Origin of the sequence: Candidatus Angelobacter sp. (assembly GCA_035607015.1) — a bacterium.
Taxonomy (GTDB): domain Bacteria; phylum Verrucomicrobiota; class Verrucomicrobiia; order Limisphaerales; family AV2; genus AV2.
On the sequence record DATNDF010000390.1, the window covers coordinates 1 to 13,417 of the forward strand.

Consider the following 13,417-nt stretch of genomic DNA (forward strand, 5'->3'; position numbering starts at 1 on the left):
GAATCAAACTCGTCGAAATCGATGTGGACACCAAGGCTTACGATGCCGGGCATATTCCCGGCGCCGTCGGGTTCAACTGGCAGACCCAGCTCCAGGACCAGGTTCGTCGCGACATCATCGACAGGGAAACGTTTGAAAAGCTTGTCGGCGGAGCGGGCATTTCCCCGGGAGACACGGTGGTGGTTTATGGGGACAACAACAACTGGTTCGCGGCCTATGGCCTCTGGCTGTTCAAAATCTACGGTCACAAAGATGTCCGGTTGATGAACGGCGGCCGGGTAAAATGGCTGAATGAAAAGGACAAATCGCTCACGACGGAAATCCCGAAGGTGACACCGGTCGCATACAAGGCCGCGGGCGTTCACCTCGAATTGCGCGCCATGCTGCCGGAAGTGATGGACATCTCTAAAACCGGGAAGGCCAACCTCGTGGATGTGCGCAGTCCGGATGAGTTCAGTGGCAAGGTGATCGCACCCCCGGGCATGACCGAAACCGCGCAACGTGGTGGCCATATTCCCGGCGCCAAGAGTGTTCCCTGGAGCACGGCGGTCGCCGCGGACGGGACGTTCAAATCGGCGGATGAGTTGCAGTCGATCTATCTCCAGCAAAAGGGCGTTGACCCGAAGAAAGCGACCGTGGCCTATTGCCGCATCGGCGAGCGGTCGAGCCACACCTGGTTTGTGCTGAAATACCTGCTCGGCATCGACAACGTGAAGAACTACGACGGCAGTTGGACCGAATACGGAAACGTCGTCGCGGCGCCGATTGAAAAGGGGTGACGCCGCGCGTCACGCAACGTCAATCACTGTCCCATCATCTGCAGCTGCCAGCTTACCACGGAGCGGACCATTTTCATTTCAGTCTCCGTCAATCCTGCCTTCGCTGCATTGACGGTGATGGCGGGAAACCAGAGTTCGCCGACCGGCCGGTATTTCAGGTCGCGGCGGATCTGCGCTTCCAGATTGGCCATGTGTCCCGCGCCGTAGAAAACGGCAACCGATTTATCAGCGTGCAACGTCGGTAAAATGTCCTTGATGTCCCGTACCACCCTGGCGTTGCGTGATTGAATCAGAACTTCGAGCAGTTGTTTCATGTCCGGCGGGAGGCCGCGCAACTGCGAGATATCTCCCTTGATCTGCCCTAGCGCCTCGCTCATCGCGAGCCTGGTGAGCGCCTGTAGCTTCGGGCTGGAGCCGACAAACTTTACCGCCAGTTGCGCGATGGCCCCCGCGAATGAACTTCCGTCCATGATTTGCAGCAATCCCTCGAACGCGTTTGGAGCCGCCTGCGCGAGTCGGTTGGTGGACGGACCTGACGGGAGCTCCCTTTCGCCGCTCATCAGTTGCCGGATCTCCCGGATCGATAGATCGCTGTTGCGGAAATTCGGCCGATCGTAGTCGATGGCTTCCAGTTGGAATGCGAGACCGAGCGACCGCGCGAGGTTCGACTGGAGGGAAAAACCGTTTTCATCCTCGCCGCTGCGGGAATTGTTTTCAGTGGATACGCGGGAGGCATTTTCGGACCGGAGCATCGAATGTGGACGTTCTCCGACACCTTCGAAGAGGACGACTGCCTGGCCATCCAGGATTTTTTGCAGTGTTTGATAGTAATTGGTCTCGCCGATATGCGAGACGCCAACAAGCCAGACTGTCGGGCCCTTTCGATGCGCCGGCTCGAATTTTCGCGCGGCAATTTGCAGCTCCGTGACATTTGAGCTTCCGCGAAATACCCGCATATACGGTTGTGGCGGCGCGGACTTGAGGCTTGCTCGGTCGGGGGGATTGGAAGCGCAACCGCAATTGAGAAAAAGACCCAACGCCAGCAACGTCGCCCAGGCGCAGAATTTCGAGCGCCGGAGTTGCCGGATAAAGCAGTGCGGGTGCATTGGCCGTTACAGTTTACCGCAGGCAGCCGGCCAGTCAAAGCCGGGGTGACGGCAGGTCGCAGGATTGGGCTGACACGGGCAGGGGAGTTGTTTAGCCTCGAACCGTGAACTTGAACCGGATTTTTCAGAGTACCGTCCTTTGCCTCGCCGTTTTGGGAACCGGCACGCCGCCTGTTTGCGCCGGGCCACCTGAACTGTGGCTCTATTGCTCTCGCAATCTCTGGGTGGACAAAAACATCGACGACCTGGAGTCGTTGTTTCAACGCGCGGCGAAAGCCGGCTACACACGCATTCTCTTGACGGATTCCAAGTTTGCAAAGCTGGATGACATGGACGCGCGCTATTTCCGCAATGTGGAACGTGTGAAAAAACTGGCTGCCGCGTTGCACATGGAAATCATCCCGGCGCTGTTTCCCGTCGGCTACTCGAACGACCTTCTCTGGCACGACCCGAATCTTATCGAAGCGCTTCCCGTCCGTGACGCCCTTTACGTCGTGAAGAGCGGCGAAGGGCGCCTGCAACCCGATCCGCCGATCACTCTCAAGGGCGGGGATTTTTCAGATTTGAAACAGTGGGATTGGAAGGACGACATCGTGCTGCCTGACGACGGGGCAGCGCTTGTTCGTGATCCTCGTGGCCAAAACGCGCGCATCGTGCAAAAACTCAAACTCACACCGTTCCGGCAATATCACCTTTCCATTCGCGTGAAGGCGCGGGATTTTCGAGGCACGCCGGAAGTGAAGGTGCTTGCGGGCAATCGCGCACTGAACTTCAACTCTCTCGGCGTGAAGGCGACGCAAGACTGGACCACACATCATGTGGTTTTCAATTCGCTTGATCACAACGAGGCGAACCTTTACGTGGGCTGCTGGGGCGGCAGGACCGGTTCGTTCTGGTTCGATGACGTGAAATTGGAAGAGGTCGGACTATTGAACCTGGTCCGTCGTGACGGCGCGCCTCTGATGGTGAAGAAGGACGGTGGTACGGCGGTCCTTGAAGGCCGCGATTTCGAGAAGGTCGTTGACCCGCGCATGGGCAACAAACCATGGAATGGCGCTTACGACATTTATCACGAACCGCCGCCCATCAAAACGTCACTGCCGGATGGTACACGACTGCGCGTTTCATATTACCATGCCGCGACGGTTTACGACGACCAAGCGATGATTTGCCCGTCTGAACCGAGGACCGTCGAACTGTTGCGCGACCAGGCCCGACGCATGCACGCGGCGTGGGGTGCGAAGGGCTACATGATGTCGCACGACGAAATTCGGGTGCTCAATTGGTGCGACGCCTGTCAACGGCGGCACCTCGATGCCGGCGCCATCCTGGCCGACAACGTGAAGACTTGCATCCGGATTCTGCGGGAAGTGAACCCCGACGGGCAAATCTACGTCTGGAGCGACATATTCGATCCTCATCACAACGCCCACAAGGACTATTACCTTGTTCGTGGCGATCTTTCGGGTTCATGGGAGGGACTTGATAAGGACGTTGTCATCGTGAATTGGAATTTTGACAAACGGGACGAAAGCTTGAAATGGTTTGCGGGTCGCGGTCATCAGCAGCTCGTCGCCGGCTACTACGACGCGGGGCCCGACCAAATCCGGGCGTGGCTCGATTCCGAGAAGGGCGTCAGCGGCGTCCTTGGCGCGATGTACACGACGTGGCAGAACAAGTATGGCGATCTCGAACAGTTCGCCTCGGTTGTAAACGGACGGTTGGGAGCAAAGTGAAGGACGGTGAGCCGGAGATCCGTCGCCTCCACGGGTTGCATAGCTTCGGTGTGCCGCGACGGCAGCCGGCCGTGAAGGATTAAACGTCAATCACCGGTCCGGTTGCGGGTGGTGGCGGGGCAGTCTGCTGCTTCTTGCGCAGGGAAACGACCAGCGCAACACACGCCGTCCACGTGGGCAACATATCAAGGACCGGGACGAACTCGACAACAAAGGTTGGCAGCAACAATGGATGAAAACCAATTGCTGTCGTGGTGAATATCATCGCGATGACGTCTAGGATTTCATCGGGCAAGGCCCAGCCCAACGGTCCCAGCAGAAGCTGAAACGCGTCTGCTGAGACAGCAACGGCGTAGGCCAACCGGACTCGGTTTCTCGTCAAAACGGGCGCCTGAAACATAGCAACTGAGAAACCTATCGCCCTGAAATCGCCGACTGTCCAGTGCCGAAATTCGCGCTTTCTGAACTATTCTCGATCTGATAGTTCTTCCGATCACCATGAAATCGCAATCCATCTCTCGACGCGGATTCCTAAAGACAAGTGCCGTTGCCGCTCTGGCTGCTTCCGTTCCCGCGAGTCTTTTCGGGGCCGGCAAATACGGTGGAAACAAGATCCCGTTCGGGCTGCAGCTCTATTCCGTGCGAGAGGAATGTGGGAAGGACCTGGACGGCACGATCGCCGCCGTGGCAAAGATGGGGTACAAGGCCGTCGAGTTCGCCGGCTATTACGGTCGCGACGCCAAATCGCTGCGCAAGCTGCTCGACGACGTCGGGCTCAAATGTTGCGGCACGCATATCGGCCTCGACACCTTGCTGGGCGACAACCTGCCGAAGACCATCGAATTCAACCACACGCTCGGCAACGAGTTCCTCATCGTGCCCAGTCTGCCGGGCAAATACACGAAGACGCATCAGGGCTGGCTGGGGGCTGCCGACATCTTCAGCGGGCTCGCTGACAAGGTGAAGCCGCACGGAATGCGCGTCGGCTACCACAACCACAACATCGAATTCACACCCATCGACGGCGAAGTGCCATGGGACACGTTTTTCAACCGGACGAAAAAGGAAGTCGTCATTCAGTTCGACATGGGCAACGGCGTGGCGCAGGGTGGCGATCCGGTCGTTTACCTCAAGAGGAAACCCGGTCGCGTCGCGAGCGTGCACGTAAAGCCCTATTCGAAATCGAAGCCCAACGCCCTCATCGGAGACGACGAACAAAACTGGCCGGAGATTTTCAGGCTGTGCGAAAACGTTGCCGGCGTGGAGTGGTACATCGTCGAATACGAAAGCGATGCCTACCCTCCATTGATCAGCGTCGAGAAAACTCTGGAAGTCATGCGCCGCTGGGGCAAGTGTTAAGAATCCATTTGAAAACTTTATGGTCGCGGCGCTTGCAAGAAGCCGCCAGTTTTTGCGGACCAGTGCAGGCCCCGTCCCCGAACGGGCGGGTTTTCATACAATCGGCAAGTCAGGCTCCTTGACACTTGCGGAAACAGGCCGATCCGGGCTACATTATGCCTGATGAAGCTGCGAACCGATCTGCTCGCAAAGCTGACTCCAGCGATGGTTCTGGAAGGCGTGGTGGCAAACACTCACCGCTACAAGCCCGAGCCGCGTTTATCCAAAACTGGAGTTGGGAGTCTGTCGTCGGCTTCAACCGCGGAGCGTGCGAAAGAGGACGCGCTCAGCACGGCCATAATCCGGAAACTCACCCGCAAGTTCAGGGGCAATGGGAAGAAGCGCGCCACCAAACGCTGACCCTTCTCGAAACTCTCGATTTCCTTTTCCGCTGTCATCGCGCCGCGCCGTTTCTTTTCTTCAACGGCAACACCTTCGCTGAAATTGCCCGCCGGCTGATTGATATTTTGTTCGCCGACCTGCCGCTGGCGCGCCGCCGGGAAGCGGCCTCGCTCGCCGCCCATTACGTGGCCGGCGTGCTCGACCGGGATTCCATGGCGCGCGGCGTCGAAGCCCTCGGCGAAGCCGCCGACTTCCGTGTTGGCGACCGCGTTCGCACCCTGAAAGGCTCGCGCAAAGGAGCCGTGCGTCGCATCAAGCCCGATGGCCGCGTGGCTTGGGTTCCCGACGGAAACAAAACAGAGCTGGTTGCATTACCGGAAAGCCTGCTGCGAGAACGGTGACTTTTCGAATTCTAGGGTTGTCAGTTTGGAGAGGACTCGCCGAGGTGATTGGATGTTGTGGGAGCGTGGACGGCAATTCAGTGAATCAACACGATTCGAGGATAACGGAGTTCTCCTTTTCGCCCGCACCGTCTCCAACAAGGCCAGAGCAGTATGGTGAGTTGAGAATCCGCGCGCTTGTCGGTGTCGTACTCATCCTGATAACGAGCGGATAAATTCGTCACTGAGCCGCCCGGCGGGTTTCACTTGAATCCAGCGGCTGTTGAAAAACTCCGAAAGAATGAACCTTTTGGCCTGGTGTCGTTATTAACGGCCAGACTGGGTTGCGAAAACACTTGTCCCTCGTCACTCAAGATTGTCGTTTCGCCTTCCGCCAACTGCGGAAGAATCCCGGCATTACTGCCGTGGCGGTGCTGACCCTCGCGCGCGGCATTGGTGCCGGCCGAGCCGGGCGGTTGGATCCAATGGTCGTGCTACGACGCACAAATAAGGAAAGGAAGCATGAATACCCTGACCGGAATGAAGCAATCGCAACTGCCGCCGACCACGATACCAATCAAGATCCTGTGCGAGTGCGGACAGAAATACGCCTTCGACCTTGAATCGATTGACGGGGGCATGGCTTACCCTGTCCAGTGTCCGATCTGCGGAACCGATGGCACCGCGGCGGCGAACCGGGCGATTGCTCGGCACCTGGAATCGCAAACTACTTCTGCTCCCGGACTGCGGTTGGGCGAACCACCTCCGCCGCCAACAGTTCACCCACCAGTCCCGCAAAAACTGCCCAGCGCAGCGAAAACGGGAAGTTCTGCCCGCACGAAGCCCAGAACCAAACGGCTCGTCCAAAAGATCTGCGGAGCAGTCGTTCTGGTTCTTGTCGCGGCGGCAGCGGTGATATTCGGGCGAAGTCATCACGGCTCTTCCGCCGTGTCCAACGAGGACCTTCCTCATACGCTCGTGGAACTCAATGCCTGGTACGTTGAACCGCCGGCAGGACAAAACGCCGCCATCTTCTTTTCTCAAGGTTTTGACGCCTTGCAGATTGGCAATGTCAACGACCCCAATACGCCCCTCCTCGGCAAAGGGAAACTTCCTCCGCTCGGAGCGACCATGTCGGTATCTGTGAAGTCCGCACTGGCCGCCGCTTTGCACGCCAACAAAAACGCGCTGCAATTCTTTGTCCAAGGCGCGAAATGCGAACAAAGCCGTTATCCCCTGGATTTAAAGCAGGGAGTTGACGCCGTTTTCCCACACCTGCTCAAAGTCAAGAGTGCCACACTGGTCACGGAGTTGTCTGCCATCCAGCATGCGGAGGCCAACGATGGAGAACAGGCCGCCAATGATGTTCTGACGGCCCTGGGTTTGGCGCGCTCGCTCTGTGCTGAACCTTCACTGAGTTCTCAGAAAATGCGCGCGGCCAGTGTTCTCATTACACTGGCGGCATTGGAGCAGACTCTGAACCGCACGGCATTGCGCCCTGGATCCTTAAGCGAGCTCTCGACTGCCTTTCATAAAATGGAGGATTACGATACACGAGGTGAGGGTTTTAACCGTGCCCTGGCGGCGGAGCTGATAACTTCGACAGCGTTACTGGCAACACCACAAAAACTTCAGGAACTCCTGTCGGCCCCCGGAGTGGACATTCCCGCCGAACTGCGAAACCAGATTACTGCTCGCCTGCAAAATGCGAACAACCTGAAGGAGGAGCAGCAGTACTATCAAGAGACCTTCCAACAGCTTAGGGCAGTTCGCAAATTGGCCCTGCCCGATCGTCTGAAGGCGGGCGACTTGATCCGCCAGCGTGTGATCAAAGCCGCCGACAAAAAACTCGCGATCATTGTCTGGTTGCTGCCCGGTCTCGCACAAGACGTCGCCAAGGAAGCAGGGTGTCTGGCCTCTCTTCGTCTCGGGTTGGCTGCGCTGGCGCTCGAGAAGTTTCGTGCGGCGCATGATAACCGGTATCCCGACGCCTTGGGGGAACTGATACCGGACTGTTTGGCCTCGACGCCCATGGACCCGTTTGATGGTCAGCCCTTGCGTTACAGAAAAAAGGGGAGCGGCTATCTACTTTATAGCATAGGCCCCGACCTGAAAGACGATTCCGGCCAGCGGATGGACGGGAAAAACGGGGACATTACCTTCACAGTCGTCAAGCCGGCAAAACGAGCAGAGTAACCGGCACAGGTTCGAACACTGATTCACAAGACTCGGGACGTAAACCTGGTATTCAGGGATAGCCAGCGTTCACGTGCTTTAATCAACGTAAACACGTGAACCGGCGAACGCTCTGCCTTCTTTCCACTGGCAAACCGGAGAAAAGCCACAAAAAGTGAACCTTTCAGCTCAGCGACGTTACTAATGGCCAGACTGAACTACGAAAGCAGAAGAACACTATGAAAATCATAAAATCAATCGGTTTGGCCGCGGTGGTTGTGGCAGGGGCGATGGCCGGCGCCTGCGCGGAACAGTTCCGCTCGGACATCAACCCGGCGCTGACATATTACCGGGCTATTCAGCTGATCCCGGATTTGTCTCCGGCGGACCACGAATACCTGTTCGATAATGACTGGAGAGGTCAAAGGCTCCCGGAACGATTCGGTGAACTCGCTGGCCGTTACGACAACGAGTTCAAATTGGTGCGCCAGGCAGCCCAGGCAACCGTGCCGTGTGACTGGGGCATTGATATGAGCCCCGGCCCGGCAACGTTGCTTCCCCAGCTCGCCCGTTGCAAGGGTGTCGCACAAGCCGCCCGGTTGCGGGCCATGTGGGATTTGCAGAACGGCCGTCAGGATGACGCGCGCGATGATTTGCTGGCTGCTTTTTCACTTGCCAGGAATTCATCGCGGGACGGAACCTTGATTGCCGCTCTGGTGCAAATTGCCATGGAGAACATTCTCTGCGCAGCTGTTGCCGAAAATTATTATCAGTTTTCTCCCGAGACCTTGAAGCAATTGGCGGATGGATTCGATGCGGCACCGCCCCGGGGAACGGTGGCGGCGTGCATCCCGACGGAGCAGACCTTCTTTCATGACTGGCTGCTGAGGAAGATTCAGGAATTGCAGAAGGAGAATCCGTCGGACGACGCCAAAGTGATGGCGGGAATCCACGAATTGGTCACGGGCATGGTCGGCTCGGGAGAGGGAGAAACCAATCAGGCGCAGACCGACCTTTGGGGAAAAGTGAACCGGGCGGCGGGCGGTACAAGCGAAGGCGTGGTCAAATTGCTCCGCGAGATGGTGCCGCTTTACCAACGGCTTGCCGTGATCATGGCCGCGCCTGAACGCGAGTACGAGGACTCGATCAAAGGGTTCACTGCGGAGATTCAAAACTCTGCAAATCCCCTCGTGGCCGAAATGTTTCCGGCCGTCCAGAAATGCAGACCGAAGGAGTTCGGGACCCTGGCGATCCTGGACATGGTGCGGGCCGCGGTGCAGTACAAATTAAACGGCGAGCCCGGATTGAAGAGTGTCAACGATCCCTACGGCCAGGGTCCCTTTGCCTTCGAACGGTTTGTCTTCGAAGGGGTGGATCGCGGATTCCAGTTGAAATCAGTGTACGATGGGCGCGGGTACCTGGAAACGCTGATCTTCGTCGAGAAAGATGGGCCTCCATTCCAGGTCATCGGAAAGAATGCGGGCCAGGCGCCGCGCAAATGATTGCGCGATCCAATTCAGCTGGCAAGCCGGGCAGTTCCGAGTGGAACTGTCCGGCTCTTTCAGCTATACTCCAGACGTGTTCAGCCTGACTCCAACTTTCGTGGAAATCGAAATCCCAACTTCGCGCGATTTGCTGGACCGCGCCCTTGCAGGGGACATTGACGCATTCGGCGAGGTGTGCCGGGTTTATGAAACGCGTCTGTTGCGGCAGGCAATTGCGCTTTGCGCCGACGCGACCCTTGCGGAGGACCTGGCGCAAGACACCTTGGTCGAGGCTTGGAAATGTCTGCGCCGCTACAACGGGCGCTGTCAATTCTTCACCTGGCTGTGCGCGATTCTTCTCAACCGTTACCGCAACACGGTCCGTGAGAAACGACCGTTTCCACTCGCCTGGCTCGCGGGACATGAGCGGGACGAACTTGAAAACAACATGGGCAATTTGGTGGACAAAGGGATGTTGCCCGATAGAGCGGCCTGTATTCGTGAGGAAGCATCGCTTGTGTGGGGATGTATCCATACGCTGCCGGCCAAGCATCAAGAGGTCGTTTATCTGCGTTTTTACGTGGGCGATTCGCTGCAAGGGATCGCGGCGGTGCTCGGCTGTTCACTGGGAACGGTCAAGTCACGGCTGTTCCACGCACTGGATAAGCTGCGCAGGATGAACATCCTCGTCGCACAATTTGCCGAACTGAAAATCAACGCTGCAACGCCATGAAACCTTGTTCAAGAAATCGAAAACTCATTGTTTGCCTCGCGCTTGACGAGTTGGACAACCGGCAGGCGCGTGATCTACGCGCTCATCTTGAAAACTGCGACGGGTGCGCCCGATACATGGCGGAGATTTCAAGTGTAACGGAGAAGCTGACCGCACCGGAACAAGCATCAGGCATTCGGGCGTCCGAATCCTTTCATCGAAGCCTGATGTCGAGACTGAGAGCGGAAGAATCCGGTTCAGCGTGGGAAACGCTGGCGGCTTATCTTCGGGAAATTGGGATGCAACGGCGCCTGACTCTGGCGGTGGTCGCCGTGGTCGCCGTCCTGATCGCGGCGTTATCATTGTATGAACAGCGTCCCGGCGTTTCTCCTCACACACAATCCAGCGCCCGGGCGGTTCCGGCAGCGGACGTGAAGACTGACCTGCCACCGACCGTCGCCAATTACCAGATGGTTGCCAACCAATCGCTGGACAAGTTGGATGAATTGCTGACCACTCAAGGAAGTCGGAATCCCTCGCCTGCCCGTGTTTATACCGTCGCGAGTGTGTTGGATTAAAGGCAGGAGATGGGCGGGGCAGTCTCCCGGCAAGGAAACGTCAACCCGACGTCGGTTTGCATTGATCGTGCCTTCCGCCTCACAGAATTGCCCGCAATCCAGGAATGCGCCGCGCGACGTCAGCTGCTGCAAAACTAGCGACAAGTCCGAGCGCGGTCAGCAACAGGACATTTGCGAACAAACCGGTGTTCAACGGACGCAGCAAAGGAGTCAACGCCACGAGCACGGGAGGGTGCAGGACGTAAACGGCGAAGGCCCGCTCTGAAAGCCATCGCGTCATCGTAAGATCGATATTCAGTCGCGAACGAAAGAGAGCAAGCATTCCCAGCCCAAGACCGAGGCCAGCCAATTGTTCCCATAAGGCCAGACCAAACGCCTGGCCGTGCCAGCCGCCGGCGTACAGATTTGGCCCGTGCTCCGGCAGAGGCCCGCCAAGGACAATCACGGTCGCCAGCAGCGCCGGACCGCCGATAAGCCCGATCCAGCCCGCGATGCGCGCGCGGCGCGACAACGCCAGCTCTTCCAGCCATTCGCTGCGGCCCGCCACGACTCCCGCGCCGAACGCAGCGATGTATTGTGGAAAGAAACAGAGTTGGAAATTGAACACGTTCGTGCCGATCGGCTGCACCAACCGCACCACGAATGTCGTCGCCACAAGGAGACAGCCGAACCCCAGCAATGCCACCGCGCCGGGCGCAGGCGACTTTGGGGAATCTGTCGCCACAGTTTCAGGTCGCAACCTCCGCCACCCGGCCAGCGCAGAGCAAAACACGAGCAGCGCCAAAGCAAACCAGAGCGGGCCGTTCCCGCTCAACACTCGCGTCGAGGCCAGGTAATTCACGTAGAGCGTGGTGAGCGGTGGGCGATTGGGGATGGGCGGCAGACCCAGCAGCACGTAAACGATGAAAGGGTGAATCAAAACCATATAAAGCAGAGAGGGCAGGCCCAGTCGGACGAACCGTTCACGGAGAAACTGGACGGCGCCGCGCCGAGCGAGCGAGCGATGCGCGAAGACGCCCGACACAAAAAACAACAGACCCATGAAGAACGACTGCAAATGACCCTGCCAGAAGATAAAGGGGATCTTCGCCGATATCGGCGGCTCGGGGTCCTCATTGATATACCAGCTGCCGACGTGACTGTAGGTCACACACGCGTGCATGTTGACCACAAGGAAAATCACGGCCGTGCGCAAATTGTCGATCCAGGCGAGCCGCGAGGAGGGTGAGGGCATGAAAGAGTGTTAACTGCCAGCCGGCCCGTCAGCAAGCCTGCGCACCACTGGCCGCGCGGGGCAGGGTGGATGGAACACACGATGTCATCGAGGAAAGTAGTGTTGATGGTTATGTAACATCTGCGCCTGGAGCGCGGCGGTTCTGAGGCAAATGACGGCAGATTGTCTTTCCATTCCGCTTTCTTCCGGTGGCACGGTCTGTAAGCTCCGCTGCAGCCAGACCCGATGGACGAACCGAAGCCACAGGAAGAATCGCACCCCGATGAACTCCAGCTCATCCCGACGCTCGGTATGTTCAGCGCGACGATGCTCGTGGCGGGCGGGGTCATCGGTTCGGGGATTTTTCGCAAGGCGGGCGTGATGGCATCGCAGGTTGGATCGCCAGAGACATTGCTGGGTGTCTGGCTCGTTGCTGGGATTATCTCGTTACTCGGCACGTTGAGCAACGCAGAGCTTGCCGCAATGATGCCGCAGACCGGCGGCCAGTACGTATTTCTCCAGCGGGCTTATGGTCCGTTTGTCGCGTTCCTTTACGGCTGGGCTTTGTTCGCGGTCATTCAGTCAGGTTCCATCGCCGCCCTCGCCTATGTCTTCGCCGAATACGCCACGCAAATCGTGCGCCTGCCAGAAATGGCCGGGCCGCTGGCCGGGCTCGCGTTTCATTTGCCGCTCATTGGCGACATCGTGCCGTTCAAGGAACTCGGCGTGAAGGGACTTGCCACAGGAGTCATCCTGCTGTTGACCGTCGTGAACTACCTGGGAGTGCGCTTCGGCGGGGTGGTGCAGAATGTTTTCTCCATCGCGAAAATGGGCGCCATGCTCGGTCTGGCGTTACTCGTGTTGCTGATGCCCGGTGTCGGTCAATTCGCGAATCTCACGACGGACAGCAAGGTGATCCATCCCGAGGGTCTCGCATGGTGGGCGGCAACAGCTGCGGCGTTGCAGGGGGCGTTCTGGGCGTATGACGGCTGGCACAAAATCACGTACATCGGCGGCGAATTGAAGTCGCCGCGACGCGATTTGCCGCGCAGCCTGATCCTGGGAATTCTTCTGGTGACCGGACTCTACTTGCTGATGAGCGCGGTGTATGCCTTTGTGCTGCCAATCGACGAAATGGCACGCTCGAAACTTGTGGCGGCCGACGTGGCGGAGCGGTGTTTCGCCGGTGGCGGTCGCTGGATTGCCGTGGCGGTGATGCTCTCGACCTTCGGCGCGGCCAACGCGGTCATTCTGACCAGCGCGCGCGTTTATTTTTCCATGGGCGAACGCGGGATGTTTCCCGCGTTGCTCGGCCGGGCGCATCCGCGGTTCCGCACACCGGGCGCGTCGCTCGTCGTGCAGGGAGGTTGGAGCATCCTGCTGCTGTTCAGCGGGACATTCGATACGTTGACGGACACGCTGATATTCGTGAGCTGGTTTTTCTACGCCGCGAACGCGTGGGCGGTGGTGGTGTTGCGGCGGCGAGAGCCGGATGCGTTGCGCCCGTTCAAGAC

13 protein-coding genes are annotated in these 13,417 nt (G+C 58.2%); 10 read left to right on the forward strand and 3 right to left on the reverse strand.

Features of this window, described 5'->3' with window-relative positions:
• Nucleotides 1-2: 2 nt before the first annotated feature.
• The gene (locus tag VN887_15565) at nucleotides 3-779 is read left to right on the forward strand and encodes a sulfurtransferase (protein HXT41423.1); all 777 of its coding nucleotides are present in this window, start codon (nucleotides 3-5) and stop codon (nucleotides 777-779) included.
• Between the two features lie 23 nt (nucleotides 780-802).
• Here the strand turns inward: VN887_15565 and VN887_15570 are convergent, their stop codons facing one another.
• Nucleotides 803-1,735 carry a hypothetical protein gene (locus VN887_15570; GenBank protein HXT41424.1) on the reverse strand — a complete coding sequence of 311 codons (933 nt, stop codon included), beginning with the start codon at nucleotides 1,733-1,735 and terminating at the stop codon, nucleotides 803-805.
• A gap of 254 nt (nucleotides 1,736-1,989) precedes the next feature.
• Here VN887_15570 and VN887_15575 point away from each other — a divergent pair, with 254 nt between their 5' ends.
• On the forward strand, nucleotides 1,990-3,621 hold the full coding sequence (locus tag VN887_15575; GenBank protein HXT41425.1) for a hypothetical protein: 1,632 nt from the start codon (nucleotides 1,990-1,992) through the stop codon (nucleotides 3,619-3,621).
• Nucleotides 3,622-3,700: 79 nt separating this feature from the next.
• On the opposite strand, the gene VN887_15580 is transcribed toward VN887_15575, so the two are convergent.
• On the reverse strand, nucleotides 3,701-3,982 hold the full coding sequence (locus VN887_15580; GenBank protein HXT41426.1) for a hypothetical protein: 282 nt from the start codon (nucleotides 3,980-3,982) through the stop codon (nucleotides 3,701-3,703).
• A gap of 137 nt (nucleotides 3,983-4,119) precedes the next feature.
• Here VN887_15580 and VN887_15585 point away from each other — a divergent pair, with 137 nt between their 5' ends.
• The 7 genes from VN887_15585 (at nucleotide 4,120) to VN887_15615 (ending at nucleotide 10,690) form a co-directional block, all read left to right on the forward strand.
• Nucleotides 4,120-4,980: a sugar phosphate isomerase/epimerase gene (locus VN887_15585; GenBank protein HXT41427.1), complete on the forward strand. Its 861-nt coding sequence runs from the start codon at nucleotides 4,120-4,122 to the stop codon at nucleotides 4,978-4,980.
• Nucleotides 4,981-5,142: 162 nt separating this feature from the next.
• Entirely contained in the window at nucleotides 5,143-5,379 is a 237-nt protein-coding gene (locus VN887_15590) for a hypothetical protein (GenBank protein HXT41428.1), read from the forward strand.
• A gap of 107 nt (nucleotides 5,380-5,486) precedes the next feature.
• On the forward strand, nucleotides 5,487-5,762 hold the full coding sequence (locus VN887_15595) for a hypothetical protein (GenBank protein HXT41429.1): 276 nt from the start codon (nucleotides 5,487-5,489) through the stop codon (nucleotides 5,760-5,762).
• A 435-nt stretch (nucleotides 5,763-6,197) separates the two neighbouring features.
• Nucleotides 6,198-7,937, forward strand: coding sequence for a hypothetical protein (locus tag VN887_15600; GenBank protein HXT41430.1), 1,740 nt, complete (start codon nucleotides 6,198-6,200; stop codon nucleotides 7,935-7,937).
• Between the two features lie 218 nt (nucleotides 7,938-8,155).
• Nucleotides 8,156-9,418, forward strand: coding sequence for a hypothetical protein (locus tag VN887_15605; protein ID HXT41431.1), 1,263 nt, complete (start codon nucleotides 8,156-8,158; stop codon nucleotides 9,416-9,418).
• A 76-nt stretch (nucleotides 9,419-9,494) separates the two neighbouring features.
• Nucleotides 9,495-10,133 (forward strand): sigma-70 family RNA polymerase sigma factor, encoded by a 639-nt coding sequence (locus VN887_15610; GenBank protein HXT41432.1) that lies wholly within the window; start codon nucleotides 9,495-9,497, stop codon nucleotides 10,131-10,133.
• Between the two features lie 206 nt (nucleotides 10,134-10,339).
• The gene (locus VN887_15615) at nucleotides 10,340-10,690 is read left to right on the forward strand and encodes a hypothetical protein (GenBank protein HXT41433.1); all 351 of its coding nucleotides are present in this window, start codon (nucleotides 10,340-10,342) and stop codon (nucleotides 10,688-10,690) included.
• A 79-nt stretch (nucleotides 10,691-10,769) separates the two neighbouring features.
• Here VN887_15615 and VN887_15620 read toward each other — a convergent pair whose 3' ends face one another.
• Nucleotides 10,770-11,924 (reverse strand): acyltransferase, encoded by a 1,155-nt coding sequence (locus VN887_15620; protein ID HXT41434.1) that lies wholly within the window; start codon nucleotides 11,922-11,924, stop codon nucleotides 10,770-10,772.
• 225 nt (nucleotides 11,925-12,149) lie between these two features.
• On the opposite strand from VN887_15620, the gene VN887_15625 reads away from it, so the two are divergent.
• Nucleotides 12,150-13,417, forward strand: a 1,268-nt coding sequence (locus tag VN887_15625) for an amino acid permease (protein ID HXT41435.1), incomplete at its 3' end; no start/stop codon positions are given.

Bases quoted from the DNA above. Each gene is read 5' to 3' on its own strand.
- VN887_15620 (HXT41434.1), bottom strand. From the start codon at position 11,924: ATGCCCTCACCCTCCTCGCGGCTCGCCTGGATCGACAATTTGCGCACG.
- VN887_15590 (HXT41428.1), top strand. From the start codon at position 5,143: ATGAAGCTGCGAACCGATCTGCTCGCAAAGCTGACTCCAGCGATGGTT.
- VN887_15585 (HXT41427.1), top strand. From the start codon at position 4,120: ATGAAATCGCAATCCATCTCTCGACGCGGATTCCTAAAGACAAGTGCC.
- VN887_15615 (HXT41433.1), top strand. From the start codon at position 10,340: ATGTCGAGACTGAGAGCGGAAGAATCCGGTTCAGCGTGGGAAACGCTG.
- VN887_15605 (HXT41431.1), top strand. From the start codon at position 8,156: ATGAAAATCATAAAATCAATCGGTTTGGCCGCGGTGGTTGTGGCAGGG.
- VN887_15570 (HXT41424.1), bottom strand. From the start codon at position 1,735: ATGCGGGTATTTCGCGGAAGCTCAAATGTCACGGAGCTGCAAATTGCC.